The organism is Mycolicibacterium bacteremicum (assembly GCF_002086115.1).
Taxonomy (GTDB): domain Bacteria; phylum Actinomycetota; class Actinomycetes; order Mycobacteriales; family Mycobacteriaceae; genus Mycobacterium; species Mycobacterium bacteremicum.
Genome location: NZ_MVHJ01000012.1, coordinates 106,714 through 130,998 on the forward strand (window position 1 = coordinate 106,714; position 24,285 = coordinate 130,998).

Below are 24,285 nucleotides of genomic sequence, written 5' to 3' on the forward strand. Positions count from 1 at the left end.
CTCGACGGTAGTTCACAATTTAATTGTGCGCAATTGAAGGGGGTTGGCCCGAAAGGCGGTAGGCGAACGACTTCTGCTGGCGCTGCGTCATCTTCTGTAGGCACTTGTGATGTTTGCGCGCGTGGTAGGCCAGTGGGAAGTAGGTGAGCCGGTCCGGCAGTACCCGGTAGACGGTGCGGATCACCGCATAGATGCGCTGCAGCTGCCGTTCCTCGGCTGCGCTCCAGGTGACACCGAGCGTGCGGCGCAGCCGGGGGTCGAGCAGGCCGACGACGGACAGATAGTTCAACCGCAAGCCCGGGCGCAGCAGCCGGCGAGCCGGCGCATGCAGCAGTCTGGGTACCGAGGGCGGCAGATCGACCTTGCCGGTCTTCATCTCGTTGATCAGCTGCAGTGCCTGCGGTGTCGCCTCCAGTCGGTCGACCCAGGATTCGAAGTAGGCGTCCATCTCGGCCGGCGTCTGCGGGTAGTCGCGCATCGGTACGTGCAACAACCGGGCAAGTCTGCGGTTGTCGCGCAGCAGTTCGACCTTCTCGTCCTCGGTGAACTCACGGCCGATCAGCAGCCGGCCGCCCCGGGCGGTGACGATGTAGCCGGTCGCGATCACCCATTGATATGACTGCGGATTGAGCGCGCTGATCTGCTTGCCGGTGGCCGTGCTCTGCATGGTGATCGGCTGGTGCATGGCGCGCACGCGGTTGCCCTCGGCCACCGCCTCGGTGCCGCCGTAGGTCCAGCGCAACACCGAATCGATGGACCGGATGGCGCGGCCGCCCGGATCACCGTGGAACGCCGCCGAGTAGCGACCGGTGATCTCGGCGATCACGGGCTCCATTGCCTGCATCATGAACGCCGCCCCGTCGACGATGAGGAAGGTCCATCGCCCGGTGTGCTCGGCGGTCAGTGAATCCAGCGGCACCAACTCCGGTGCGCCGGGTTCGTCGATATCTGGGACTGGTCGGTCCGTGGTCGCAGTCATGGCTGCCGACACCTCCTCGGTTAGCGGTGCGCCGACGCTAATATGACCGAAAGGTCGCATTCAAGTCGCGTTAGGAGGCCCGGTTGAGCTTCGAAAAGCCCATTTCAACACGTCGAAAGTTGCCGAAGCAGGAGCGATCCAGGGAGATGGTCGCAAAAATAGTGGACACTGCCGCCGTTCTGCTGCGCCGGACCGACCCCGAGCGGCTGACCACCAACGCCGTTGCCGAGCGGGCCGGCATCAGCAAGGGGTCGATCTACCAGTACTTCGCCAACAAGGAGGAGATCATCGACGCGGCCATCGAGAAGCTGGCCGCCGAGCAGGCGCCGGCGATCGAGGACATGCTGGCCGCGGTGACGATGGCCGAGCCGGAGACGGCCATGGAGTCCTCCATTGACATCCTGATCGACTTCACGATCGCCAACCGCCGGCTGATCCGCTATCTGGCCGAACGGCCCGACCATGTGCGCACCTTCGACAATGTCTCCGGGCTGAATGCGACGCTGCTGGCGATGGCCACGCTGCACATGGGCCACTATCGCGACCGGTACCGCGCCGACCTCAACCCGCGGGCGCTGGCCTGGTTGTTCTACAACATGGCGGTGGCGACCACCTTGCGCTACATCGAGAGTGGCGACCCGATCAGCCTGGACGAACTGCGCCGTGGTCTGAAGTTCGCCTCCACCGGGCTGTTGGCCGGCGCTGCCGGTTGAGTCGACCGGACTTGTCGGTGGTCGCCGCTATCGTTCGCTAACAGTTCGATCACGTGTTCTATTCATCGAACACATGATCGACTATCGTTCGAACATAGAAGCGAACACCACCACGAGGAGGCAGGGCCATGACGATTCTCGAAGCGCGCAGTGACATCCGGGACGGCCGGGACGGCCGGGACATCCGCGACATCCGGGATATCCGGGAACCGGCCACCGTGCACCGCCGTGAAGTGCAGCGCAGGGCCTCCTCGGCCGCCGAGGTGTGGCCGTTGCCGCGCGATGTCGTGGTGCGGCGGCGCCGCCCGCAGACCCGTCGACCCGCCGGCGCCCCGCTGGGTCATCGTGGCACCGGCGTCCTGATGTCGCGGGCATCACACCGGCGCCGCCCGATCACCCCGGTCGCCACGGTGCTGCTGGCACTGCTGGCCGGTGCCTTCACGCTGTGGCTCGGGCTCGTCGCCCAGGTCGGCGGGGCCGGCGCCGAGCAGTCGGTGCAGATGCCCACCCGGCTGTCCGTGGTCGAGGTGCAGACCGGTGAGACGTTGCAGAGCATCGCCGCCCGGGTCGCCCCGGATGTCCCGGCGGAGTCGGTCGTCGAACGCATCCGGGAACTGAACAAGCTCGACTCCGGTGCGGTGCGTGTCGGGCAGACGTTGATCGCGCCCATCGGCTGACACCGTGCACATCGGCACGGGGTCGCACCGAACCCGCACCATCCAGGTACGCTCGGAAGCGTCAAATCTGGTGCACCTGTGGTGTGGCGAAGGAGCGGTGATGCACTGTCCGTTCTGTCGTCATCCGGATTCGCGTGTCGTCGATTCCCGCGAAACCGATGAGGGCCAGGCCATCCGCCGCCGGCGGTCCTGCCCGGAATGCGGACGGCGTTTCACCACCGTGGAGACCGCGGTGCTGGCCGTCGTCAAGCGCAGCGGCGTCACCGAACCGTTCAGCCGCGAAAAGGTCATCAAGGGTGTGCGGCGCGCATGCCAGGGGCGCCAGGTCGACGATGACGCGCTGAATCTGCTTGCCCAACAGGTGGAAGACGCGGTGCGCGCCGCGGGCTCCCCGGAAATCCCCAGCAATGAGGTCGGATTGGCCATCCTGGGCCCGCTGCGCGATCTCGACGAGGTCGCCTACCTGCGATTCGCCTCGGTCTACCGGTCCTTCTCCTCGGCCGAGGACTTCGAGCGCGAGATCGAGGCGCTACGCGCACACCGCAGCGTCGGCACCTCCGGCTGAGTCTCGGACCAGCGTCAGGTGGCGCTGCGCTCGTCGGCGCCCATCGCATCGAGAACGGCGACCCGCGTGCCCAGCGGACCGGTGATCGCGCGCTCACTGATCCCGGTGCGCAACAGCGAACGCAACAATTCCTGGTCGTGCACGGCGGGCACCGTGGTGTCGACGAACCGTTCGATGATCGCAACGAACCGATCGGGATCATCATGGAACGGGAAATGCCCGGACCGCTCGAAGATCTCCAGGTCCGACCCCGGCATCGCCGCATGCGCGAGGTGCGCGTGCGCCACCGGGATCACCGAATCCTGCCGGCCCCAGATCAATTGCACCGGAACCGATTCGGTCAAATAACATCGATCGAGCATGGTGACCACCTGCCCCCGCCAGTCCACCACCGCGCGCAGCGTCCTGGCGAATGCCGACGACGCCGTCGGCTCGGGCAGATCCGCGAGCACCCGCAACATGTCGGGCAGGTCGCGGCCCACGCCCGTGGACCCGAACACCGCGCCGCCGGCCCGGCCGAGCGCCTGCAGAGCGGGCAGCACCAATGGAAGGCGCAACAGGGCCAGTGACTCGCTGACCCCGGGCAGCGCGGCGATCCGCAGCGCGATGTTCACGTCCCTGGTGACCCCGCCGGCCCCGACCAGCACCAGCCGATCCACCAATTGCGGGAACTGGTAAGCGAATTGCATGGCCACCCCGCCGCCGAGGGAATGGCCGACCACCGTCACCCGGTCGACGTCGAGCACGCTGAGCAGATCACGCATCCCGTTGGCGTAGGCAGCCACCGAGTAATCGGCACGCGGCTTGTCGGACTGGCCGTGGCCCAGCAGGTCGGGGGCGATCACGGTGAACCGGCGGGCCAGCATCGTCTGCACGGTGTGCCAGGTCGTCGAGTTGTCACCGATGCCGTGGATCAGCAGCACGGCGGGCCCGGACCCGGCGATCCGGTACGCGCGGCGATACCCATGGATGGTGCGGAACCGCAGGGTCGGAGTGTCCGTGCGCACGCTGCGCAGAGCGGGTTTCGGGTCGGCCATCTGCGCCACTCCTCGCCGGAGCGGGCTCAGGTCCGGTCGTCTCCGTCCGGGAAACTGTCGGGGAAGCCGCCCCTGTTGTTGTCGTCCTGCTGAGCATCCTGCTGGGCAAGGAAACGCTCGAACTCCGCTCCCAACTCGTCGCCGCTGGGCAGATCCTCATCGCGGGCCAGCAGCGAACGATTCTCCTGTGCGGCAACGAATGCATCGTACTGACGCTCGAGTGCGCTCACCACTTGAGCGACCTCGGCACTGGCCTCGACCTGTTCGTTGATCTTGGTGTGCACCTCGACCGCCGCCTCGCCGAGCGCGGCGAGCGGGATCTGCAGCGAACCGGCGCGGGCGGCCTCGGCCAGCAGTGTCTCGGCGGCCGGGGGATAGGCGGTCTGGGCCAGGTAATGCGGCACGTGCACGGTGAACCCGAGCGCGTCGTGACCGTGCTGACCCATCCGGAACTCCAGCAGGCTCGACACGCTGGCCGGGACCTGCACCTCGCCGACCCACGGGGTGTGGTCGGCGATCAACTCCGAATTGGGCGAATGCGCGGTCAGCGTCACCGGCCGGGTGTGCGGGACGGCCATCGGGATGGTGCCCAGACCGATCGTCTGCCGCACGCCGAGCCGCTCGGCCAGCAGGCGCACCGCGGTGACGAACCGCTCCCACCGCAGGTCCGGTTCCAGGCCAGCCAGCAGCAGGAACGGTGTCCCGACGCTGTCGTGCAGGGCATACAGGTTCAGCTCGGGCTGGTCGTAGCCGCTGAAGTGATCGGTCTTGAAGGTCATCAAGGGCCGCCGCGACCGGTAGTCCAGCAGCTCATCGATCGCGAAGGAGGCGACCAGTTCGGTGTCCAGGGTGTTCTTGAGGTGCTCGGCGGCCAGCCGGATGGCATGTCCGGCGTCGGAGAATCCCTCCAGCGCATGGATCAGAACCGGTCCGCTGCCATCGACGGCAGACAGCTGCGGTGCGGGGAACTCCAGCTCGTACATCCCGTTCTGCTCGGGCTGGTAGTGCTGCTCCTGGGAATCGGCCATCAGGTTCACCTCCTGTTCACTAGTGTCTCGCACGGTGCCGGGACCGCTCCATGGGTACCCCCGACATCCGTGCAACACCGCGCAGGCGGCGCTAAGTCCCGTCAGTTCCGGAATTGGCTGAGTGCGCGCAATTTGTTCATCACGTCCAGGGCGGCGACCTTGTAGGCCTCGGAGAAGGTCGGGTAGTTGAACACCGCATCGACCAGATACTCGATGGTGCCCCCGCAGCCCATCACCGCCTGACCGATGTGCACCATCTCGGTGGCATTGGTGCCGAAGATGTGCACGCCGAGCAGCCGCAGGTCCTCGGTGGAGACCAGCAGCTTGAGCATGCCGTAGGAGTCTCCGGCGATCTGGCCGCGGGCCAGTTCGCGATAGCGCGACACCCCGACCTCATACGGCACCGAGCCCTTGGTCAGATCCACCTCGGTGGCCCCGACATAGGACACCTCGGGAATGGAGTAGATGCCGATCGGCTGCAAGTCGGTCATCGCGTGGCATGGTTCGCCGAACGCGTGATAGGCGGCCAGCCGGCCCTGATCCATGGAGGTCGCGGCCAGTGCGGGAAAGCCGATCACATCACCGACGGCGTAGATGTGGTCCACCTTGGTCTGGTAGTTGTCATCGACGAAGATCCGGCCGCGGTCGTCGGCCTCCAGACCGGCGTCGGGCAGATCCAGTTCGGCGGTCTGACCCTGGCGGCCCGCGGAATACATCACCGTCTCGGCCGGGATCTGCTTGCCGCTGGCCAGTGTGGTGACGGTCCCGGCCGCCCCGACGTCGACGGCGGTCACCTCCTCGCCGAAGCGGAACGTCACCGCCAGATCGCGCAGGTGGAACTTCAACGACTCGATGATCTCGGGATCGCAGAACTCCAGCATGTTGGCACGCTTCTCGACCACGGTCACCTTGGTGCCCAACGCGGCGAACATCGAGGCGTACTCGATCCCGATGACGCCGGCGCCGACCACCACCATCGAGGTCGGGATGGTCTTGAGGTCGAGGATGCCGTCGGAATCGAGCACCCGGTGGTCGTCGAAGTCCACCCCGCCGGGCCGGGCCGGTTTGGTGCCGGTGGCGATGACGAATTTGCGGCCGCTCACCGTGACGCGCTCGGCCCGGCCCGGATCCTGCACATCGATGGTGTGCGCGTCGACGAAGCGGGCGTGCCCGACGTAGAGCTCCACCCGGTTGCGCATCAGCTGGGACCGCACCACATCGATCTCCTTGCCGATGACGTGCTGGGTGCGGGCCAGCAGGTCGGCGGGGGTGATTTTCTCCTTGACCCGGTAGCTGGCCCCGTAGAGCTCGCGCTGGTTCATCCCGGTGAGGTAGACGACGGCCTCGCGCAGGGTCTTACTCGGGATGGTGCCGGTGTTCACGCAGACCCCGCCGAGCATGCGTCCGCGTTCGATCACCGCCACCGATCTGCCCAACTTGGCCGCGGCGATGGCGGCCTTCTGGCCACCCGGTCCGGAGCCGATGACGACGAGGTCGTAGTCCTGCGTGGATGCCATGGGTGCAGTCCTACGCCCGCGCCGGTGGCCGCGCACGCCGTGGACGGCAAAATCCGTGTGAACATTTCCGGCCGGGCGAAATTTCGCTGTCCGGGAACTTCCCGGCGGTACCGTTCGTCTGTCATCGTGACGGAGTTTCCGACCACACAGAGAGCACAATGCGACGCGCCAAGCGCAAACCCCGAAGACCCCGCCGCCGACCCGCTGAGGCCGGCACCGACCAGCCCCACCGCGCCGCCCTGGCGATCCGATGCTGACCGCGCTCGGAATCCTCGCCGGCATTCTGGTGGTATCCGCCATCACGGCGTTGACCGGCTACTTCGTCGCCCAGGAGTTCGCCTACATGGCGGTGGACCGGTCGCGGCTCAAGGCGCGCGCCGAGGCCGGTGACAGCGGGGCCGCCCGGGCACTGCAGGTCACCCGGCGCACCTCGTTCATGCTGTCCGGCGCTCAGCTGGGTATCACCGTCACCGGTCTGCTGGTCGGCTATGTCGCCGAACCACTGATCGGCGAGGGGATGGGCCAGTTGCTCGGCGGTGTCGGTGTCCCGCTGGCCGTCGGTATCGCGATCGGCACCGTGCTCGCCATGGTGTTCTCCACGGTGGTGCAGATGGTCTTCGGCGAGCTGTTCCCGAAGAACCTGGCCATCGCCCGGCCCGAGCCGGTGGCCCGCCGGTTGGCGCTGTCCACCAACATCTATCTCGGGGTGTTCGGCTGGCTGATCAAGCTGTTCGATGCGTCCTCGAACCTGTTGTTGCGTGCGCTGCGCATCGAACCGGTACACGATGTCGAACACTCGGCCACCGCACGCGATCTGGAGCACATCGTCGCCGACTCGCGGCAGGCCGGCGACATCCCCGAGGAGCTGTCCACCCTGCTCGATCGCATCCTGGACTTCCCGACCCGCACCACCGAACACGCGATGATCCCGCGTGCCCGCGTCGATGTCGTCGGAGCCGATGAACCGGTGGAGGCGGTGCTGGCCAAGATGGCCACCGGGCATACCCGGTACCCGGTGATCGGCGAGTCGCCCGACGACCTGGTCGGTGTGGTGCATCTGCACGATCTGCTGGGCGTGGCCGATCCGTCCGCGACGGCGGGCACCTCGTGTCGCCCCGCGGTGATCGTGCCCGAGACGCTGCCCTTACCGGTCGCGCTGCGCTCGCTGACGGAAGCCCACGACGAGATGGCCTTGGTGATCGACGAATACGGCGGATTCGCCGGCGTACTGACCGTCGAGGACCTCGCCGAGGAACTGGTCGGCGAGATCGACGACGAACACGATATCGACAGCGCCGATGACGACATCGTGGCCAGTGGGGACGGCTGGCTGGTGCGCGGAGACGTGGCTCTCGACGAGCTCAGCCGCACCGTCGGACACGACCTGCCCGAGGGCGACTACGAAACCCTGTCCGGTCTGCTGATCGCCGAATTCGGTGGTCTGCCCGCCGTCGGCGACAGCATCTCGGTCGACCTGGGAGTCGAACCGTACGAGCTGATCGCCGATCATCCGCCGCTGCGCCGGCGCCTCGACGCGACCGTGCAGGCGGTCGAAAAGCATGTTCCGGCAAGCGTTCTGGTGACCGTGGTCGACATACCCGTCGAACCCGAGGAGGAGGGGGCCGCCGATGAGTAACCCCTGGACCGTCGTACTGGTCACCATCGGGCTGATCGCGGCCAGCGCCTTCTTCGTGGCCGTGGAGTTCGCCCTGATCGCGGCGCGCCGTCACCGACTCGAAGACGCGGCCCCGCGCAGTCGCTCGGCGCGCGCGGCACTGCGCTCGGCCTCCGAGCTCTCGGTGCTGCTGGCCGGGTCGCAGCTGGGCATCACCATCTGCACCCTGGCGCTGGGCGCCATCACCAAACCCGCTGTGCACCACTGGCTCACGCCGGCCATCGCGGGCTGGGGAGCGCCGGCCTGGCTGGCGGATGTCGGTGGTTTCGTCCTGGCACTGATCATCGTCACCTTCCTGCATCTGGTGGTGGGTGAGATGGCCCCCAAGTCCTGGGCCATCGCGCACCCGGAGCGGTCGGCAACCATGCTGGCGCTGCCGATGCGGGCGTTCATGTGGGTGACCCGTCCGTTGATCGGCACGCTGAACCGGTTGGCGAACTGGTGTCTGCGCAAGGTCGGCGTCGAACCGGTCGACCAGGTCGCCACCGGCCAGGATCCCGACGCGCTGCGGCATCTTGTCGAGCATTCGGCCACCGTCGGCACACTCGACGAGCGCTATCACGGCCACCTGGTCAGCGCGCTGGAACTGCAGGCGCTCACCGTCGGTGACATGTTGCGCACCGGGGCCGCGCCCAGCAGCGTGCGTTCGGCGGCCACCCGCGTCGAGATCCAGGCCGAGTCCAAGCGCACCGGGCATCTGCGCCTGCTGGTCCGCGACAACGGGACGGTCGAAGGTGTCGTGCACGTCCGGGACACCGTCGCCGCCGGCGCCGAGACGACGGCCGCCGACCTGATGCGCCCGGCGCTCACCATGGCAGCCGAGACCCCGGCCTATGCCGCGCTGCGGACCATGCGGGAGACCCGCAACCATCTGGTGGTGATCACCGATACCGACGGTCACATCCTCGGATTGATCACGCTGACCGACGTGTTGCAGCGACTGCTGCCGACGGCCGATGCCGCGAGCTGAGTTACCCACAGTCGCGGATTGATCCACAGCCGCACCGCCGTCGGGGTCGGTGTCGGCCGGCCCGGTCGGCGGGTGCGGTCACGATCAGCGCATGACAGAACAACCTCGCGGATTCGACCTCGGCCGACCCGCAACGCTGATCGCCGCGCTGCCGGCGGTATTGGGATTTGTCCCGGAGAACTCGTTGACCGTCGTCACCCTCGACCGTGGCGATCTGGGCTGCGTCATGCGGGTCGACCTGGAACCCGGACTGGTCGGCAACACCGCGCACCTGGCCGAGGTGGTGGCCGCATCCGGTCACGACGGCGCGGTGGCGGTGATCGTCGACGAGCGGTCCGCCGATCACGAGGCACTGGCTGACGATCTGGGTATGTCGATGGCCGACGAGGGCATCGACCTGCTGGCCGTCCTGCTGGTCGACCGGATAGTCGCCGGCGGGCGGTGGTCCTGCGTCTGTGGGTGCGGCGCGCACGGTGTCATCGACGACCCGGAGTCCTCGCCACTGGCCGCGGCCGCCGTACTGGACGGTCGTCGGCTCTACCGGCGCCGCGATGACCTACAGGCGGTCATCGAGGTGTCCGACGGCCCGCGCGGCGAGCGGATCGCCGAGGCGTTGCGGTCGGTGCGCCGCGGGTCGGCGAGTGCCCGGTCGGCGCGGCGCGCGATCGAGGCGGCGATCGTCCTGGCCACCCGGGTGGGCGCCGGGGAAGACCCGGCCGACGACGAGATCGTCACCGTCGTCGCGGCCCTACGCGATCCGCGGGTGCGCGACATGCTCTACGCCCTGGCGGTCGGTGCTGCGGCTGCCGATGCCGAGGCGCTGTGGGGTGTGCTGGCCCGGGTGCTGCCCGCCCCGTGGCGGCAGGAAGTGCTGACGCTGCTTGCCTTTTCGGCGTACGCGCGCGGTGACGGGCCGCTGGCCGGGATCGCGCTGGCGGCCGCGGTGACCCTCGATCCGGGACATCGGATGGCCGGCATGCTCGACTGCGCGTTGCAGTCCGGGATGCGGCCGGAACAGATCCGTGAATTGGCGATGTCGGGCTACCGGGCGGCGGGCACCCTCGGGGTGCGGCTGCCCCCGCGGCTGACGTTCGGCAGGCGGGCCGGTTAGACCTTCTCGACCTTGACGGCGTGCGCCATGTGGTGGGGGAGTTCGACTTCCTGATGCCCCGGAATGAGGATCAGGACGCCGCCCTGATCGCCGGGATCATCGCTGGCCTGCACGGTCACCCGGGCGTTGGGAACCACCCCGGCGTCCTTGAGTCGGCCGATCAATTCGACATCACCCTGGACGTGTTCAGTCAGCTGTCGCACCACGACGGCCACGGGCGAGCCGGCGGGCAGTTCGGTCAGGCGCACCAGGTTGGCGTCCTCACCGTTGCCGGCCCCACCGAAGCCGAGCTCGGACAGGCCCGGAATCGGGTTGCCGAACGGCGACGTGGTGGGGTTGTCGAGCACCTGCACCAGGCGGCGCTCGACATCCTCGCTCATCACGTGTTCCCACCGGCATGCCTCGGCGTGCACTTCTTCCCATGGCAGGCCGATGACGTCGACCAGCAGCCGCTCGGCCAGGCGGTGCTTGCGCATGACGGAGATGGCCAGGTAGCGGCCCTTCTCGGTGAGCTCGAGGTGGCGGTCGCCGGCGACGTGCAGCAGGCCGTCGCGCTCCATCCGGGACACGGTCTGACTCACGGTCGGGCCGCTCTGCTCCAGACGTTCGGCGATGCGCGCCCGCAGCGGCACCACGCCCTCTTCCTCGAGGTCATAGATGGTCCGCAGGTACATCTCGGTGGTATCGATGAGATCGTTCATGCCCTACCTTCCAGGCCCTGCAATTACCACCCGAGTCTAGCGGTCCGGTGGTCTGAACAGGGTTCCAACATCCCCACAGCGTTGTGATGCCCGCCGCGGAACGCGACGGGCATCACGGGTGAGGAAGATTCGGTCTAGCTGGCGTAGGACCGCAGGCGCTCGGCCCGGTCCCCGTTGCGCAGCTTCGACATCACTTCGCGCTCGATCTGACGGACCCGCTCGCGGGACAGCCCGAACAGCTTGCCGATCTGATCCAGGGTGCGTGGCTGGCCGTCGTCGAGACCGAAACGCAGCCGGATGACCTGCTGCTCGCGTTCGTCCAGGGTGGCCAGCACGTACCGGATGTCGGTGTGCAGCAGCTCGGAGATGACGGCGTTCTCGGCCGACATCGCCTCGGCATCCTCGATGAAGTCGCCCAGCGGGGCCTCTTCATCGCTGCCGACCGGCATGTCCAGGCTCACCGGATCCCGGCTGTGCTCCAACAGGTCGGTGATCTTCTCGACCGGGATCCCGGACTCTTCGGCCAGTTCCTCGTCGGTGGCCTCGCGGCCGAGGTTCTGGTGCATCTCGCGCTTGATCCGGGCCAGCTTGTTGACCTGCTCGACCAGATGGACGGGCAGCCGGATGGTGCGGCTCTGGTCGGCCATGCCGCGGGTGATCGCCTGCCGGATCCACCAGGTGGCATAGGTGGAGAACTTGAATCCCTTGGCGTAGTCGAACTTCTCCATCGCGCGGATCAGCCCGAGGTTGCCCTCCTGGATGAGGTCCAGCAGCGGCATACCGCGGCCGGTGTACCGCTTGGCCAGGGACACCACCAGACGCAGGTTGGCCTCCAGCAGATGCCGGCGGGCGGCATCGCCGTCACGGACCACGGCGGCCAGGTCGCGGCGCTTGGCCTCGCCGAGACGCTTCTTGGTGTCCAACACGTGCCGTGCGTACAGGCCCGCTTCGATGCGCTTGGCCAGCTCGACCTCGTCGGCTGCATTGAGCAGCGCGGTCTTGCCGATGCCGTTGAGATAAACGCGGACCAGGTCGGCGGCGGGGCTCTGGGCGTCCAGATCGGAATCGATGCGGCTTGCGGTGGCGATCGCCATTTACGGCCTCCTGCTCGGCGGAACTGTCACTGCGTACAACGCCCGAGGGGGTCAGTGAGTTCCCACCCGGTCCTGGTGGCGTACCACTTGACCTGCGGCTTTAAACAGTCGACCTGAGAATGTCCTGAGAAGTGGCGAAGAGCCTGCTCAGTCGGGAACGCCGGGACCGGCCTGCGGGCCGCCGGTACTCGGGCGGGGACGCACGGGCGCCTGCAGCGCCGGGCGTTCGGCGGTGGGGAACAACGGCGTACGCCGGCCGTCCCGCGCGTCGGGATAGCGGCGTGGCTCCGAGGCGGTGCGCGGTGGCCGGTCGTTGGCGATCAGCACCGCGATCCACGGCAGCGGGATCGACGCGACGATGATCGCCAACGAGATGAGGCCGTTGTTCCAGATGCCGTAGGCGACGGCGGCGAGCACCAGTGCCGGGATGCGGAAGGACATGAGCGTGAGGTATTTGCGCACCCGTGCGCGATGCTGCTCGTCGTGGGGCAGTGCAGCGCGCGTGATGAGCACCGGGCGACCTTCGTCGTCGAAACTCAGCTCAGGGCTTTGTTTCATATCTTTACTGTCCCACACCTGCGACACCTCCCGCACCTGCCGGGCACAATGGTGGGATGCAGACCCAGACCATCGAACGTCCCGATACCGACGAACGCGTCGACGATGGGACAGATGACGACGCCCCCAAGGTTTTCCACTACGTCAAGAAGGACAAGATCGCCGAAAGTGCGGTCATGGGCACGCATGTCGTCGCGTTGTGCGGAGAGGTGTTCCCGGTGACGAAGGCAGCCAAACCTGGCTCGCCGGTGTGCCCCGACTGCAAGAAGATCTACGAGCAGCTCAAGAAGTAGCCGGGTTCTTCTCGGCCTTCTCGGTCTTCACGGCGATCCATGCGCGCAGCCGCCGGGCATGGGTTTCCGGTGCCGGCCATTCCTCCTGGATCGCGGCGTTCAGTTCGGCACCGATCATCACCGCGAAACCGGCGAGGAACGCGAACAGCAGGAAGGCGATCGGCGTCGCCAACGCCCCGTAGGTGTACCCGGTGGCGGTGATCCAGGTCAGGTAGAACCGCAGACTGAAGGTGGCGATCAGGAACACCGCCGTGGCCAACACGGCCCCGACGACCAGTCGATGGGTGGGCAGCGGGCTGGGCAGCGACACCCGGTAGAGCACCGTCACCACCACGATCAGCGCGACCACCAACACCGGGTAGTAGCCGTACTGCAGTACGTGTGACCAGCTCTCCGGGATGAACTCCACGATCTTGCGCGGGCCCAGCGCGATGAACGGGGCGGTCAGCACCGCGCTCACCAACATGATCACGTACAGCCCGAGGGCGAAGAAGCGCTGCCGCACCGGATGCCGCAGCGGGGTCTGATCGTGCGCCTCGACCACCGAGTCCACGAACGCCGACACCGCCGATGATCCGGCCCACAGCGATATGACGAAGCCCAGCGACACCACCTCGCCGCGCGCCGACCGGACGATGTCGTAGATCGTCGGCTCGATGATCTCGTTGACGACGTTCTGGGAGAAGAACCGTTCCGAGGTGCCGATGAGTTGGTCTTCGATGGTGGGCAGCGTGTCCGGTCCGAACAGTGGGGCCAGATACGCCAGGCTGCCCAACATTCCGAGCAGCAGGGGCGGTAACGACAGCGCGCACCAGAAGGCCGCCTGCGCGGACTCCGAGAAGATGGAGTCATCCCAGGCCTTCGACAGGGTGCGCTTGAGAATGGGCCAGATGTGATGGCGTGATGGCTTTGCCGGTGGCTGGTCGGTCATCACCGCTCCAGCATTCCGGACGCCGAACCACACCGCCCGGTCGGGCGGTGTGGTTCATTGGTCAGGCGTCGACCGGACTCACTTCGATGACGGCCGCCAGTTCGATCAGCTTCGCCTCGTGCTCGTTGGCGTGGTGCTGGCAGAACAGAAGCTCCGCTCCGGAGGGCAGCTTCGCGCGTACCCGCGCGGCGGCACCACAGCGGTCGCAGCGATCGGCCCGAGTCAGTTCCGGACTGGTCAAGGTTGCGTTCACGGCGCTTCCTCCGTTCTGCTTTGGTGCGTATGTCTACTGTGTCAGACGTTTTCGGTTCTGGCCTTGTTCCCTGGTGGTTCACCGGTGTGTCGTGTCTCACTGCACCTGCGTTACCGTGCGGGCAACCTGGACAGCGTGAGTACCCACACTGACGTCCTTTTGCACCTGTGCGCCGACACCGATTGGGAGCGGGCGCGTGTCGTCGGCGAACACCGGCCGGCATCGCTGAGCGAAGTCGGGTTCGTCCATCTTTCGTCGCCTGAGCAGGTTCATCTCCCGGCCAATCGGCTCTTTGCGGGGCGGACCGACCTCGTCCTGCTGCGCATCGACCCCGCCGCGCTGACCGACGAGGTGCGCTGGGAACCGGGGGTGCCGGGTGATCCCGAATCAATGTTGTTCCCACATCTTTACGGCCCGTTGCCGGCCGCTGCTGTGACAAGTGTCACGCCCTATCTGCCATCGGCCGACGGCACATTCGCCGCGATGGACTGACGGTGTTCGGGCACGTCGCCATGGTAGTCACCCGATCGTCGAAGTAGGTTGATGCGGTGACGGCAGCCCAGCGGGTCGCGGTGGTGACCGGAGCCAGTCGCGGCGCAGGCCGCGGGATCGCGGCGGCCCTGGGCGAGCGCGGCTGGAAGGTCTACGGCACCGGCCGGACCATCGGGGCGGCGCCGCCCGGCGGCGTCGCGGTGCGGCTGGACCACCGCGATGACGACGCGGTGGCGGCCCTGTTCGAGCGGGTCGGCCGGGAATCGGGTGGGCTGGACCTGTTGGTGAACAACGCGGCCGTCGTGCACGACGAGTTGACCGGCTCGAAACCGTTCTGGGACAAGCCGATCGAATTGGGCAATGTGCTCGATGTCGGACTGCGATCGGCCTATGTGGCGTCCTGGCACGCCGCGCCGCTGCTGGTGCGCAGGCCGCGCGGGCTGATCGCCTTCACCTCGTCACCGGGATCGGTGTGCTACATGCACGGTCCCGCCTACGGCGCCCAGAAGGCGGGCATCGACAAGATGGCCGCGGACATGGCCGTCGACTTCCGCGGGACCGGGGTCGCCACGCTGTCCATCTGGATGGGCATCCTGCTGACCGAGCGGCTGCGGGCCGCCTTCGCCGGGCAGCCCGAGGCGCTGGCGGCGACGGCCCAGCACGCCGAGACCCCGGAGTTCACCGGACATCTGATCGACGCGGTGTTCGCTGACCCCGAGTTGGCGGCGCTGTCCGGGCAGACGGTGATCGGCGCCGAACTCGCGCAGCGGTACGGCATCACCGACGCGGGTGGGCGCACGCCGCCGTCGCACCGCGAGATGCTCGGTGCCCCGCGGGCGCCCAGTAGCGTCGTGCTGCGCTGACTCGCGTGACACATCGGTCCCGTTTCGTAAACTGACCAACTGTGGCAATACTGTCCGGCTTCGCGCCGTGGATCGTCTACTGGATTCTGGTCGGCAACGTGCCGTTCCCAGCCGCGGTACTGGTGGCGCTGGCCGTCGCGGTGGCGTCCTTCGTCATCGGCAGGGTGCGCGGCGCACGGGCCAGGACGTTGGAGATCGGCGCCATCGCCACCTTCGTGGTGCTGGCCGTGCTCACGCTGACCACCAGCCAGGCCTTCATGGAACGCTGGATCCAGCCGTTGAGCGCGGCCGGGATCCTGCTGGTCGCCCTGATCGGCGTGCTGGCCGGCCGGCCGTTCGTGCGTGAGTTCGCCGAGGCCGACCAGTCACCGGAGGTGATCAAGAGCGAGCTGTTCGGCCGGATCACCACGCTGGTCACCTGGATCTGGGTGGCGGCGTTCGCCGCGATGACGGTGTCCGCGGCCATCCCGCCGATCGTCTATGGCGACGCGACCATCCTCGACACCCGGACCCCACTGTCATTCGTCTGCTACTGGGTGCTGCCGTTCGCCTTCCTCGGTGCCGCGGTACTGGCCGGGCGGGTGCTCACCGAGCGGATGGTCGCGGAGGCGACCAGTCCGCACACCGTGCGGAAGTCGACATTCGTGGCGTTCAAGGAACTGGAGATCGACCAGCTGTACTACCTCGCGCGTGAGCGGGCCGAGCGCGAGGCCGGGCCGGATCTGGAGGCCTATGACGTCAAGCTCGGTAGCCAGGGCGTGCCGCTGACCGGGGACGAATCACGGGAGTCCTGGCCCATGAGCTACAAGCTGCGCGAGCGCAGAATCAAGCATTGACGACGAAACGGTCGCCCCCGCATCCGGAGGCGACCGTTTCGTCGTCGTGACGCTCTGCTAGTCCAGGTAGTCGCGCAGCACCTGTGAGCGGCTCGGGTGGCGCAGCTTGCTCATGGTCTTGGACTCGATCTGGCGGATGCGCTCACGGGTCACCCCGTAGACCTGGCCGATCTCGTCCAGGGTGCGCGGCTGACCGTCGGTCAGGCCGAACCGCAGCCGGACCACACCGGCCTCGCGCTCCGACAGCGTCTCCAGCACCGACTGCAGCTGATCCTGCAGCAGCGTGAAGCTCACCGCGTCGACGGCCACGACGGCCTCGGAGTCCTCGATGAAGTCACCGAGCTGGCTGTCGCCCTCGTCGCCGATGGTCTGGTCCAGCGAGATGGGTTCCCGGGCGTACTGCTGGATCTCCAGCACCTTCTCCGGCGTGATGTCCATCTCCTTGGCCAGCTCTTCGGGCGTGGGTTCGCGACCCAGGTCCTGCAGCAGCTCGCGCTGGATCCGGCCCAGCTTGTTGATGACCTCGACCATGTGCACCGGGATACGGATGGTGCGGGCCTGGTCGGCCATCGCGCGGGTGATCGCCTGGCGGATCCACCAGGTGGCGTACGTGGAGAACTTGTAGCCCTTGGTGTAGTCGAACTTCTCGACCGCGCGGATCAGGCCGAGGTTGCCCTCCTGGATGAGGTCCAGGAACGCCATGCCGCGGCCGGTGTAGCGCTTGGCCAGCGAGACGACCAGGCGCAGGTTGGCCTCCAGCAGGTGGTTCTTGGCGCGGTCGCCGTCGCGGCAGATCCACTGCATGTCGCGGCGCTGCGCGGCGGGCAGCTTCTCACCCTTGTCGGCGAGCTCGGTCATCAGCTGGGTGGCGTAGAGCCCGGCCTCGATGCGCTTGGCGAGCTCGACCTCTTCCTCGGCGTTGAGCAGCGCGACCTTGCCGATCTGCTTGAGATAGGCGCGCACCGAGTCGGCCGAGGCGGTGAGTTCGGCGTCCTTGCGGGCCTGGCGCAGCGCCTCGGACTCCTCCTCGTCCCAGACGAAGTCGCCGGAGGCCTTGTCCTTCTCGGTCGGCTCGGGATGCTCGTCGTCGCCGTCCTTGGCCGGCTTGGCCGCGGTGACCGGCGCGGCGTCGTCGCCCTCGGCCTCCTCGTCGGCGTCCTCGGCCTCGGCACCGTCGGCGTCGTCATCGGTGTCCAGATCGTCGATTTCGACGTCTTCGAGCTCGTCGCCCGGTTCTGCTTCCAGGTCGTCGGCGCCGTCGAGTTCCTCGCCGAGGTTCACTTCCTCGCCGGACTCGTCCTTCTTGGCCCGCGGTGACCCGGCCTTGGCCGGTGCCTTCTTGGCGGGAGCCTTCTTCGCGGCCTTCTTGGCCGGTGCCTTCTTGGCCGGCGCCTTCTTCGCGGCGGTCTTGGTGGCGGTGGCCTTCACCGGCTCTTCGGTTGCCGGGCTTGCCTCTGTCGCTGCCACGTACACCCTCTCGGTAATGCTGGACGGTGACCGCGCGCAGGCGTCACCGCAAGTTCGTCGGCTGTCTCGAATATTGGCGTCATATCTCTGCTGGGATATCCGCCGCTATCTTCTCAAGGCGGCCGCCATCGACCATTGTAACGACAGTGTGGTCCAGCACCGCGCCGCGCGGCAAATTCGGCGGCGTGTTACTGCACGTGAATGCCCTCGGCGGCCATCGCCGCGCCGACGATTCCGGCCGAATTGAGCAGCGCCGCGGGGACCACCGGGGTGCGATTCTTCAGCATCGGGATCCACCGGTCGGCCTTGCGGCTGATGCCGCCGCCGGCGATGAACAGATCGGGCCAGATCGCGTTCTCGATCGTCACCAGCACCTTGGTGACCTCCTCGGTCCAGCGCTGGTAGTTCCATTCCTTGCGTTCCTTCACCGAGGACGCCGCGCGGTGCTCGGCCTCCTTGCCGCCCACCTCGAGGTGGCCGAACTCGGTGTTGGGCAGCAGCACGCCGTTGTGGATGACGGCCGACCCGATGCCGGTGCCGAAGGTCAGCAGCACGATCAGCCCGCTGTTGTCCTTGCCCGCGCCGTAGCGCTCCTCGGCCAGTCCGGCGGCGTCGGCGTCGTTGAGGACGGTGACCGGCTGGCCGTCCAGGACTCCGGAGATGGTCTCGGCGGCGTTGGTGCCGATCCAGGCCTTGTCGACATTGGCCGCGGTGCGCACCACACCGCCGGTCACCACACCGGGATAGGTGACCCCCAGCTTGCCGGTCCAGCCGAACTCGCGCACCACGGCTGCGACCGTGGCCGCCACGGCCTCCGGGGTGGCCGGCTGCGGGGTGGCCAGCTTGAAGCGGTCGCCGACGAGGGCGCCGGTGTCGAGGTCGACGATGCCGCCTTTGATGCCGCTGCCGCCGACATCGACGCCGAAGCCGGTATTGGGCGAATCGGTCACGGGAGCGCTCCTAGGCAGGCGGGGAGACAACGCAATTCGACACCACCCTAACGGGTTGTGGTGCGATGTATGCCATGACTGATCCGCAGACCCTGCGCACGGTGTCCGAGCAACTGGCCACGGAGGCGGCGACTTTCGTACAGACCCGGCGGGCCGAGGTGTTCGGCGCGACCCCGGTGCAGGGCGCGGTGGAGGCCAAGAGCACGCCGACCGATCCGGTGACGGTGGTGGACAAGGAGACCGAGCGTCTGCTGCGCGAGCGGCTGGCCGAGCTGCGGCCCGGTGATCATGTGCTCGGCGAGGAGGAGGGCGGTTCGGCGGTCGGCGAGCCCGGCGTCCCGGTCTGGGTCATCGACCCCATCGACGGCACCGTGAACTTCGTCTACGGCATCGAGGCCTACGCCGTCTCGGTGGGCGTGCAGATCGACGGGGTGTCGGTGGCCGGTGCGGTGGCCAACGTGTCTACCGGCGAGGTGTACTCGGCGGCGCTGGGCCACGGTGCCACGCTGACCGGAGCGGGCACGCAGACGGCACTGCGCTGCAACGTCATTGACGATCTGTCGATGGCCCTGGTGGGAACCGGGTTCTCCTATCAGGCCCAGCAGCGCGCCCGGCAGGCGGCGGTGCTGGCCGAGTTGCTGGCCCAGGTGCGTGATGTCCGACGCATCGGATCCTGCGCGCTGGACCTGTGCATGGTCGCAGAGGGCCGGCTCGACGCCTACTTCGAGAACGACGTGCGGGTGTGGGACTGGGCCGCCGGTGCGCTGATCGCCGCCGAGGCGGGGGCGGTGGTCCGGTTGCCGAGCGAGGACGCCGGTACCGCACTGATGGCCGCCGCGCCGGGGATCGCCGAGGCGCTGGCGGCCCGGATCGGGTAGGTCAGCAGGTCGCGCTGTGGATCTTGGTCAGCAGCGCCGCATCGGCGGGCTGGGTCGCGTCGGGACGCAGACCCGCCAGCATTGCGTCGATATCGTCGCTGCGGCTGAACTCGGTGAACTCGGTGCCGACCGCGAGGTCGACGGTGTCGTCGGTGCGGCTGTCCTGGAACAGCTCGGTGCACGGGGCGACCAGCCACACCGCGGCCGCGGCCGCCCGGCCCGCCTCGCCGAACCGGATCTGGCCCTGGCATTCCAGGCGGCTGTTGGCGTACACGGGATCGTTGGCGGCGGTCGGCTGGGCGAAGCCGAGGCCTTGCAGCGCCCCGGACACCTCGGCGGCCTGGCCGCCCTGCCCGCTGGCGTTGAGGACCTGGATCTTGGTGTCTGCCAGGCGGGCCGGCATCACCTCGGCCATCTCGGTGCGCGACACCGGCTCGCCGAGCTGGGTCTGGGTGGCGGAGTCACCGCCGGCCGGAGGTGGGGGTGCGTTGCAGGCCACCGCCTCCGGTACCGCGGTGGACTGGTTGAGCGCGATCACCCACACCACGCCGGTGACCAGGGCCAGCGCCACGAACAGGCACAGCACGGGAACGAAGTTGCGGCGACGGAACGGCCGGCCGTGTTTGTCGAACGCCGTGCCCTCGGTGATGGATGCGACCACCCCTGCACCTTAGAGGTATGCCGCCCTCGCAGCCTCTACCAGGAGTTTTGTACTGTGATATAAATCACAGTCAATCCGGACCGATTCGGGGCACGAATCATTTGGCGTAGGCGTTCTGCGCTGGTACAAAGCTCTGCTGCACCACGCACAAGGATTTTGGAGGGGATTGAATGGCAACCGACTACGACGCTCCGCGACGGACCGAGACCGACGATGTCTCGGAGGATTCGCTCGAGGAGCTCAAGGCGCGACGTAACGAGGCCCAGTCGGCCGTCGTGGACGTCGACGAATCGGAGTCTGCCGAATCGTTCGAGCTGCCCGGTGCCGATCTGTCCGGTGAGGAACTGTCGGTGCGTGTCGTCCCGAAGCAGGCCGACGAGTTCACCTGCTCGAGCTGCTTCCTGGTCCACCACCGCAGCCGACTGGCGAGTGAAAAGGGCGGCGTGATGATCTGCACGGACTGCGCGGCCTGATCACCGGCAGCGCAGGCCCGGCGATCCCGGGCGGTCAGCTCCGCAAGGCAGCCAGCACCCGATCGGGGTGCCGGCAGCTGACCAGCCAATAGGGGGTGGGATCGTCGGGATCGTCGAGCACTATGAGAACCATCGGGCCGACCCAGGCCCGGTGCAGCACATAGGCCGCTGGGTCCAGTTGGCGACCCAGGGCCGCCGACTTGGCCGATCGGGGAACTTCGGCCGACCGGGCGATCACATTCACCGGCAGATGTGCCGGGCCCGCCCACAATTCGACCGCCGCATCACCTGACGGGCCGCTCGCGACGACCCGGACCTCCATGCGGCCCATCCACATCAACGCCGCCGCCGCGACCGGCAACAACACCGCGTACGGCAGCCAATCGGGCAGGGCGGCGACACCCATGTTGACCTCGGCGGCGATCAGGGCCGCCAATCCCAGGCCGGGCAGCCAGAACCACCACGGCACCCGGAGGCGCTCGCGGTAACGCACGGTTTGGGCGATGGCGCGCGTGTCGGACACGTGCCCAAGAGTAATCTCATCGGCCGTGCCCACTTCTCTGGCGGTCGTGCGACTGGATCGCGACCTTCCGATGCCCAGCCGGGCCCACGACGGCGATGCCGGTGTCGACCTGTACAGCGCCGTGGACGTCGATCTGGCACCCGGGCACCGCAGTCTGGTGCCCACCGGGATCGCGGTGGCCATCCCGCACGGCATGGTCGGTCTGATTCATCCGCGGTCGGGATTGGCTACGCGCGTTGGCCTTTCGATCGTCAACAGTCCGGGCACCGTCGACGCCGGGTACCGTGGTGAGATCAAGGTGGCGTTGATCAACCTCGACCCGCAGCAGCCGATAGCGGTGCGGCGCGGAGATCGCATCGCACAGCTGTTGGTGCAGCGGGTCGAACTTCCCGAGCTGGTCGAGGTGTCGTCGTTCGACGAGGCCGGGCTGGCTGACACCTCCCGTGGCAGTGGTGGCCACGGCTCTTCAGGCGGACATGCGAGTTTGTGATGGTAGATAACGACGACGATTTTGACGGCCCGTTCGACATCGAGGACTTCGACGATCCGGAGTCCGCGACGGTGGCGCGCCTGGACCTCGGCTCGGTGCTCATCCCGCTGCCGGCCGCGGGCCAGGTGCAGGTCGAGCTGACCGATCAGGGGGTGCCGAGTTCGGTGTGGGTGGTCACCCCCAACGGCCGCTTCACCATCGCCGCCTACGCGGCACCCAAATCGGCCGGCCTGTGGCGGGAGGTGGCCGGCGAGCTGGCCGACTCACTGCGCAAGGACGGCGCGAAGGTCCGCATCGAGGACGGCAAGTGGGGCCGTGAGGTGGTGGGTGCCAGCACTTCGGCGCCGCAGGGACAGCAGCCCGGCGTGGTGCGTTTCATCGGCGTCGACGGCTATCGCTGGATGATCCGCTGTGTGGTCAACGGGCTGCCCGAGAACGTCGAGGCCCTGGCGGTCGAGGCTCGGGAAGCGTTGGCCGACACCGTGGTTCGTCGCGGTGACACCCCGCTGCCGGTGCGCACCCCGCTGGCGGTGCAACTTCCCGAGGCGATGGCCGCCCAGTTGCGTGCCGCCGCCGCCCAGCAGGCCGCCGCGCAGGCCCAGGCCCAGGGGCAGACCCCACCCGAGCCGGCCGCCCGCCGCAGCGCACAGGGCACGGCCATGCAGCAGATGCGCAGCACCATCACCGGCGGCTAACGCTGCGCGGCCTCTGACAGCGCGGCCAGGCACGACAGGCCCAGGCACGACGCGTCGGTACCCAGCTGGTCGAGGGTCACCGTGCGCAGTGCTGCGCGCGGTGCCGCCGCCGCCCATTCGACGGCCACCTCGGCCGGATGCACCGGGTCGTCGGTGGCCGCCGCGATACCCATCGGCGCCCGCAGTGTCCGCAGCTCCTCGACCGTCGGCGCCACATAGCCGGCCGCCTCATCCATCGCCTCGGGCAGCCCCGGCCACTGTGCGGTCCAGGATCGGGCCAGCTCATCGGCCAGCCAGGCCGGTGTCGACACCCGCATCGCCGCGACGGTCGCGGTCAGTCCGTCGGTGCGCAACTGCTGCGCCGAGGCCCGGGCCGCCAGCGCCGCCGCGGCGGCGTGCGGCGACCCCGACCAGGCCGGCAGCGCGGCCAGCACGGCCACCGTGCCGTCCGGATGCGCCAGCGCCCAGTTGGCTGCGATCGCTGCGCCGATCGACACGCCGCCGACAGCGATCGGTCCGCCGGCCCGCAGGGCCTCGTCGAGCACGTCGAGATAGTGGGCGACCAGCCGGTGGGGATCGGGGGCGGGGGTCAGCACCACCGCGCCGGCCTCGTGCAGCGGCCCGGCGAACGCCCGATAGGCGTAGTCGTCGTCGGAGCCGGTGCCTGCCATCAGAACGGTCGTGACACCACTCAGGTCGACGGTCATCACTCGATCGTGCCGCGCCGAAGCCCGGCGTGGCGAATCGGAACCAACAGGTCTACCGTGGCGTTGGTCAACGTGTGGATCGAAGACGATTCACGGTGAGGGAGAGGTCATGGCTACGGCCGAAGGGTATCTTCGCCGGCTTACCCGCCGGTTGACGGAAGACCCCGAGCAACGCGATGTCGAGGAACTCAGCGATGAGGCGGCCGGCACCGGCGCGCAGAAGGCCATCGACTGTGAGCGTGGCCAGGAAGTCACCATGGTCGGCACCCTGCGCAGCGTCGAATGCAACGGCAAGGCCTGCGCCGGCGGGGTGAAGGCCGAGTTGTTCGACGGCACCGACGCGGTGATGTTGGTCTGGTTGGGACAGCGCCGGATCCCGGGCATCGAGACCGGGCGGACCCTGCGTGTGCACGGGCGGATCGGCAAGCTGGACAACGGTGCGAAGGCGATCTACAACCCGCACTACGAGATTCAGAAGTGACGGAGCCCAAACCCGCCGAAGACGAGACCGCCACACCCGAGGAACCTGCCAAGAAGGGCGGGCAGGCGATCCTCGAGCAGATGGGCGGCCTCAGCGGCCTGATCTACTCCTCGCTGCCGGTCCTGGTGTTCGTGCCGGTCTCGACCAAGTTCGGGTTGATGCCCGCCATCTACGCCGCCCTGGGGACCGCGGCGCTGGTCCTGGTGTGGCGGCTGATCCGCCGCGAGTCCGTGCAACCGGCGGTGTCCGGGTTCATCGGCGTCGGCATCAGCGCACTGATCGCCTGGTGGCTCGGCGAATCCCGCGGCTACTTCGCCTACGGCATCTGGATGTCGCTGGTGTACGCGGCCGTGTTCACCCTGTCGGTACTGGTCCGCCGACCGCTGGTCGGTTACGCGTGGGGCTGGTTCAGCGGCCACGGTCGCGACTGGCGCTCGGTGCGCCGCGCGGTCCTGGCCTTCGACGTGGCGACGTGCGCCTGGGCGATCGTGTTCGCCTCCCGCTTCGTGGTGCAGCGCCACCTCTACGACGCCGACGACGTCGGCATGCTCGGCGTGGCCCGGATCGCGATGGGCTGGCCGTTGACCGGTGTGGCCGCACTGATCACCTGGTTCGCCATCCGCGCCGCGCAGAGGGCGCTGCAGGAGTCAGCGACTCGCCCTTGACG

At 68.0% G+C, this 24,285-nt stretch carries 30 protein-coding genes; 16 read left to right on the forward strand and 14 right to left on the reverse strand.

Annotated elements, in window-relative coordinates; translation table 11 throughout:
• Positions 1-19 precede the first annotated feature (19 nt).
• Positions 20-979 (reverse strand): oxygenase MpaB family protein, encoded by a 960-nt coding sequence (locus tag BST17_RS16170; protein WP_083059777.1) that lies wholly within the window; start codon positions 977-979, stop codon positions 20-22.
• Between the two features lie 146 nt (positions 980-1,125).
• On the opposite strand from BST17_RS16170, the gene BST17_RS16175 reads away from it, so the two are divergent.
• The 3 genes from BST17_RS16175 to nrdR all read left to right on the forward strand — a co-directional run bounded on the left by BST17_RS16175 (position 1,126) and on the right by nrdR (position 2,934).
• Positions 1,126-1,692, forward strand: coding sequence for a TetR/AcrR family transcriptional regulator (locus BST17_RS16175; RefSeq protein WP_083059779.1), 567 nt, complete (start codon positions 1,126-1,128; stop codon positions 1,690-1,692).
• 128 nt (positions 1,693-1,820) lie between these two features.
• Positions 1,821-2,369 carry a LysM peptidoglycan-binding domain-containing protein gene (locus tag BST17_RS16180; protein ID WP_083059781.1) on the forward strand — a complete coding sequence of 183 codons (549 nt, stop codon included), beginning with the start codon at positions 1,821-1,823 and terminating at the stop codon, positions 2,367-2,369.
• Between the two features lie 100 nt (positions 2,370-2,469).
• A complete protein-coding gene (nrdR, locus tag BST17_RS16185) occupies positions 2,470-2,934 on the forward strand; it encodes a transcriptional regulator NrdR (protein WP_083059887.1) in 465 nt (154 codons plus the stop codon).
• A gap of 14 nt (positions 2,935-2,948) precedes the next feature.
• On the opposite strand, the gene BST17_RS16190 is transcribed toward nrdR, so the two are convergent.
• The 3 genes from BST17_RS16190 to sthA form a co-directional block, all read right to left on the reverse strand.
• Complete coding sequence (locus BST17_RS16190) at positions 2,949-3,971, reverse strand: alpha/beta fold hydrolase (protein ID WP_083059889.1); 1,023 nt, start codon at positions 3,969-3,971, stop codon at positions 2,949-2,951.
• Positions 3,972-3,997: 26 nt separating this feature from the next.
• Positions 3,998-4,999 carry a proteasome assembly chaperone family protein gene (locus BST17_RS16195; RefSeq protein WP_083059891.1) on the reverse strand — a complete coding sequence of 334 codons (1,002 nt, stop codon included), beginning with the start codon at positions 4,997-4,999 and terminating at the stop codon, positions 3,998-4,000.
• A gap of 101 nt (positions 5,000-5,100) precedes the next feature.
• A complete protein-coding gene (sthA, locus tag BST17_RS16200; RefSeq protein WP_083059783.1) occupies positions 5,101-6,516 on the reverse strand; it encodes a Si-specific NAD(P)(+) transhydrogenase in 1,416 nt (471 codons plus the stop codon).
• A gap of 250 nt (positions 6,517-6,766) precedes the next feature.
• Between sthA and BST17_RS16205 the strand changes: the two genes are divergently transcribed.
• The 3 genes from BST17_RS16205 (at position 6,767) to BST17_RS16215 (ending at position 10,272) form a co-directional block, all read left to right on the forward strand.
• Positions 6,767-8,152 carry a hemolysin family protein gene (locus tag BST17_RS16205; protein ID WP_083059784.1) on the forward strand — a complete coding sequence of 462 codons (1,386 nt, stop codon included), beginning with the start codon at positions 6,767-6,769 and terminating at the stop codon, positions 8,150-8,152.
• Entirely contained in the window at positions 8,145-9,161 is a 1,017-nt protein-coding gene (locus tag BST17_RS16210; RefSeq protein ID WP_083059785.1) for a hemolysin family protein, read from the forward strand. Before BST17_RS16205 ends, BST17_RS16210 begins: the two co-directional genes overlap by 8 nt.
• Positions 9,162-9,252: 91 nt before the next feature.
• Positions 9,253-10,272: a DUF4192 domain-containing protein gene (locus BST17_RS16215; RefSeq protein ID WP_083059893.1), complete on the forward strand. Its 1,020-nt coding sequence runs from the start codon at positions 9,253-9,255 to the stop codon at positions 10,270-10,272.
• Here BST17_RS16215 and BST17_RS16220 read toward each other — a convergent pair.
• The 3 genes from BST17_RS16220 to BST17_RS16230 form a co-directional block, all read right to left on the reverse strand.
• On the reverse strand, positions 10,269-10,973 hold the full coding sequence (locus BST17_RS16220) for an iron-dependent transcriptional repressor DtxR (protein WP_083059787.1): 705 nt from the start codon (positions 10,971-10,973) through the stop codon (positions 10,269-10,271). The two genes, BST17_RS16215 and BST17_RS16220, sit on opposite strands and share 4 nt — an antisense overlap.
• Before the next feature lie 134 nt (positions 10,974-11,107).
• Positions 11,108-12,067 (reverse strand): sigma-70 family RNA polymerase sigma factor, encoded by a 960-nt coding sequence (locus tag BST17_RS16225; protein WP_083059789.1) that lies wholly within the window; start codon positions 12,065-12,067, stop codon positions 11,108-11,110.
• A 147-nt stretch (positions 12,068-12,214) separates the two neighbouring features.
• Entirely contained in the window at positions 12,215-12,625 is a 411-nt protein-coding gene (locus BST17_RS16230; RefSeq protein ID WP_083059791.1) for a DUF3099 domain-containing protein, read from the reverse strand.
• Between the two features lie 56 nt (positions 12,626-12,681).
• Here BST17_RS16230 and BST17_RS16235 point away from each other — a divergent pair, with 56 nt between their 5' ends.
• Positions 12,682-12,918, forward strand: coding sequence for a DUF3039 domain-containing protein (locus BST17_RS16235; protein WP_030135100.1), 237 nt, complete (start codon positions 12,682-12,684; stop codon positions 12,916-12,918).
• On the opposite strand, the gene BST17_RS16240 is transcribed toward BST17_RS16235, so the two are convergent.
• Together BST17_RS16240 and BST17_RS16245 are read right to left on the reverse strand one after the other, a co-directional pair.
• A complete protein-coding gene (locus tag BST17_RS16240) occupies positions 12,908-13,849 on the reverse strand; it encodes a YihY/virulence factor BrkB family protein (RefSeq protein WP_083059793.1) in 942 nt (313 codons plus the stop codon). The genes BST17_RS16235 and BST17_RS16240 overlap by 11 nt on opposite strands.
• Positions 13,850-13,910: 61 nt before the next feature.
• Positions 13,911-14,102 (reverse strand): DUF7455 domain-containing protein, encoded by a 192-nt coding sequence (locus BST17_RS16245; protein WP_083059795.1) that lies wholly within the window; start codon positions 14,100-14,102, stop codon positions 13,911-13,913.
• A gap of 135 nt (positions 14,103-14,237) precedes the next feature.
• Here BST17_RS16245 and BST17_RS16250 point away from each other — a divergent pair, with 135 nt between their 5' ends.
• Genes BST17_RS16250 through BST17_RS16260 form a run of 3 tightly spaced genes read left to right on the forward strand, consistent with a single transcriptional unit; the run spans position 14,238 to position 16,293 of the window.
• Positions 14,238-14,594, forward strand: a complete 357-nt coding sequence (locus BST17_RS16250; RefSeq protein ID WP_234807703.1) for a DUF952 domain-containing protein — start codon at positions 14,238-14,240, stop codon at positions 14,592-14,594.
• Between the two features lie 56 nt (positions 14,595-14,650).
• Positions 14,651-15,457 carry an SDR family NAD(P)-dependent oxidoreductase gene (locus BST17_RS16255; protein WP_083059797.1) on the forward strand — a complete coding sequence of 269 codons (807 nt, stop codon included), beginning with the start codon at positions 14,651-14,653 and terminating at the stop codon, positions 15,455-15,457.
• Positions 15,458-15,498: 41 nt separating this feature from the next.
• Entirely contained in the window at positions 15,499-16,293 is a 795-nt protein-coding gene (locus BST17_RS16260; RefSeq protein WP_083059798.1) for a hypothetical protein, read from the forward strand.
• 57 nt (positions 16,294-16,350) lie between these two features.
• Here the strand turns inward: BST17_RS16260 and BST17_RS16265 are convergent, their stop codons facing one another.
• Together BST17_RS16265 and ppgK are read right to left on the reverse strand one after the other, a co-directional pair.
• Positions 16,351-17,760, reverse strand: a complete 1,410-nt coding sequence (locus tag BST17_RS16265) for an RNA polymerase sigma factor (protein ID WP_083059894.1) — start codon at positions 17,758-17,760, stop codon at positions 16,351-16,353.
• A 188-nt stretch (positions 17,761-17,948) separates the two neighbouring features.
• Positions 17,949-18,710 carry a polyphosphate--glucose phosphotransferase gene (ppgK, locus tag BST17_RS16270; protein WP_207573654.1) on the reverse strand — a complete coding sequence of 254 codons (762 nt, stop codon included), beginning with the start codon at positions 18,708-18,710 and terminating at the stop codon, positions 17,949-17,951.
• 74 nt (positions 18,711-18,784) lie between these two features.
• Between ppgK and BST17_RS16275 the strand changes: the two genes are divergently transcribed.
• On the forward strand, positions 18,785-19,588 hold the full coding sequence (locus BST17_RS16275; RefSeq protein ID WP_083059896.1) for an inositol monophosphatase family protein: 804 nt from the start codon (positions 18,785-18,787) through the stop codon (positions 19,586-19,588).
• A gap of 1 nt (position 19,589) precedes the next feature.
• Here BST17_RS16275 and cei read toward each other — a convergent pair whose 3' ends face one another.
• Positions 19,590-20,249, reverse strand: a complete 660-nt coding sequence (gene cei, locus BST17_RS16280; RefSeq protein ID WP_083059800.1) for an envelope integrity protein Cei — start codon at positions 20,247-20,249, stop codon at positions 19,590-19,592.
• A gap of 170 nt (positions 20,250-20,419) precedes the next feature.
• On the opposite strand from cei, the gene BST17_RS16285 reads away from it, so the two are divergent.
• Entirely contained in the window at positions 20,420-20,722 is a 303-nt protein-coding gene (locus BST17_RS16285; RefSeq protein ID WP_083059801.1) for a DUF4193 domain-containing protein, read from the forward strand.
• A 34-nt stretch (positions 20,723-20,756) separates the two neighbouring features.
• On the opposite strand, the gene BST17_RS16290 is transcribed toward BST17_RS16285, so the two are convergent.
• Positions 20,757-21,245 carry a DUF3093 domain-containing protein gene (locus tag BST17_RS16290; protein WP_083059802.1) on the reverse strand — a complete coding sequence of 163 codons (489 nt, stop codon included), beginning with the start codon at positions 21,243-21,245 and terminating at the stop codon, positions 20,757-20,759.
• Between the two features lie 25 nt (positions 21,246-21,270).
• On the opposite strand from BST17_RS16290, the gene dut reads away from it, so the two are divergent.
• Positions 21,271-21,735, forward strand: coding sequence for a dUTP diphosphatase (gene dut / locus BST17_RS16295; protein WP_083059803.1), 465 nt, complete (start codon positions 21,271-21,273; stop codon positions 21,733-21,735).
• Positions 21,735-22,430 carry a DUF3710 domain-containing protein gene (locus BST17_RS16300; RefSeq protein ID WP_083059804.1) on the forward strand — a complete coding sequence of 232 codons (696 nt, stop codon included), beginning with the start codon at positions 21,735-21,737 and terminating at the stop codon, positions 22,428-22,430. The genes dut and BST17_RS16300 overlap by 1 nt, the downstream gene beginning before the upstream one ends.
• Here the strand turns inward: BST17_RS16300 and BST17_RS16305 are convergent.
• Positions 22,427-23,137, reverse strand: a complete 711-nt coding sequence (locus tag BST17_RS16305; RefSeq protein ID WP_083059805.1) for an alpha/beta fold hydrolase — start codon at positions 23,135-23,137, stop codon at positions 22,427-22,429. The genes BST17_RS16300 and BST17_RS16305 overlap by 4 nt on opposite strands.
• A gap of 109 nt (positions 23,138-23,246) precedes the next feature.
• Here BST17_RS16305 and BST17_RS16310 point away from each other — a divergent pair, with 109 nt between their 5' ends.
• Complete coding sequence (locus tag BST17_RS16310; RefSeq protein WP_019512968.1) at positions 23,247-23,618, forward strand: OB-fold nucleic acid binding domain-containing protein; 372 nt, start codon at positions 23,247-23,249, stop codon at positions 23,616-23,618.
• Entirely contained in the window at positions 23,615-24,283 is a 669-nt protein-coding gene (locus tag BST17_RS16315) for a DUF3159 domain-containing protein (RefSeq protein WP_234807695.1), read from the forward strand. Before BST17_RS16310 ends, BST17_RS16315 begins: the two co-directional genes overlap by 4 nt.
• Positions 24,284-24,285 lie beyond the last annotated feature (2 nt).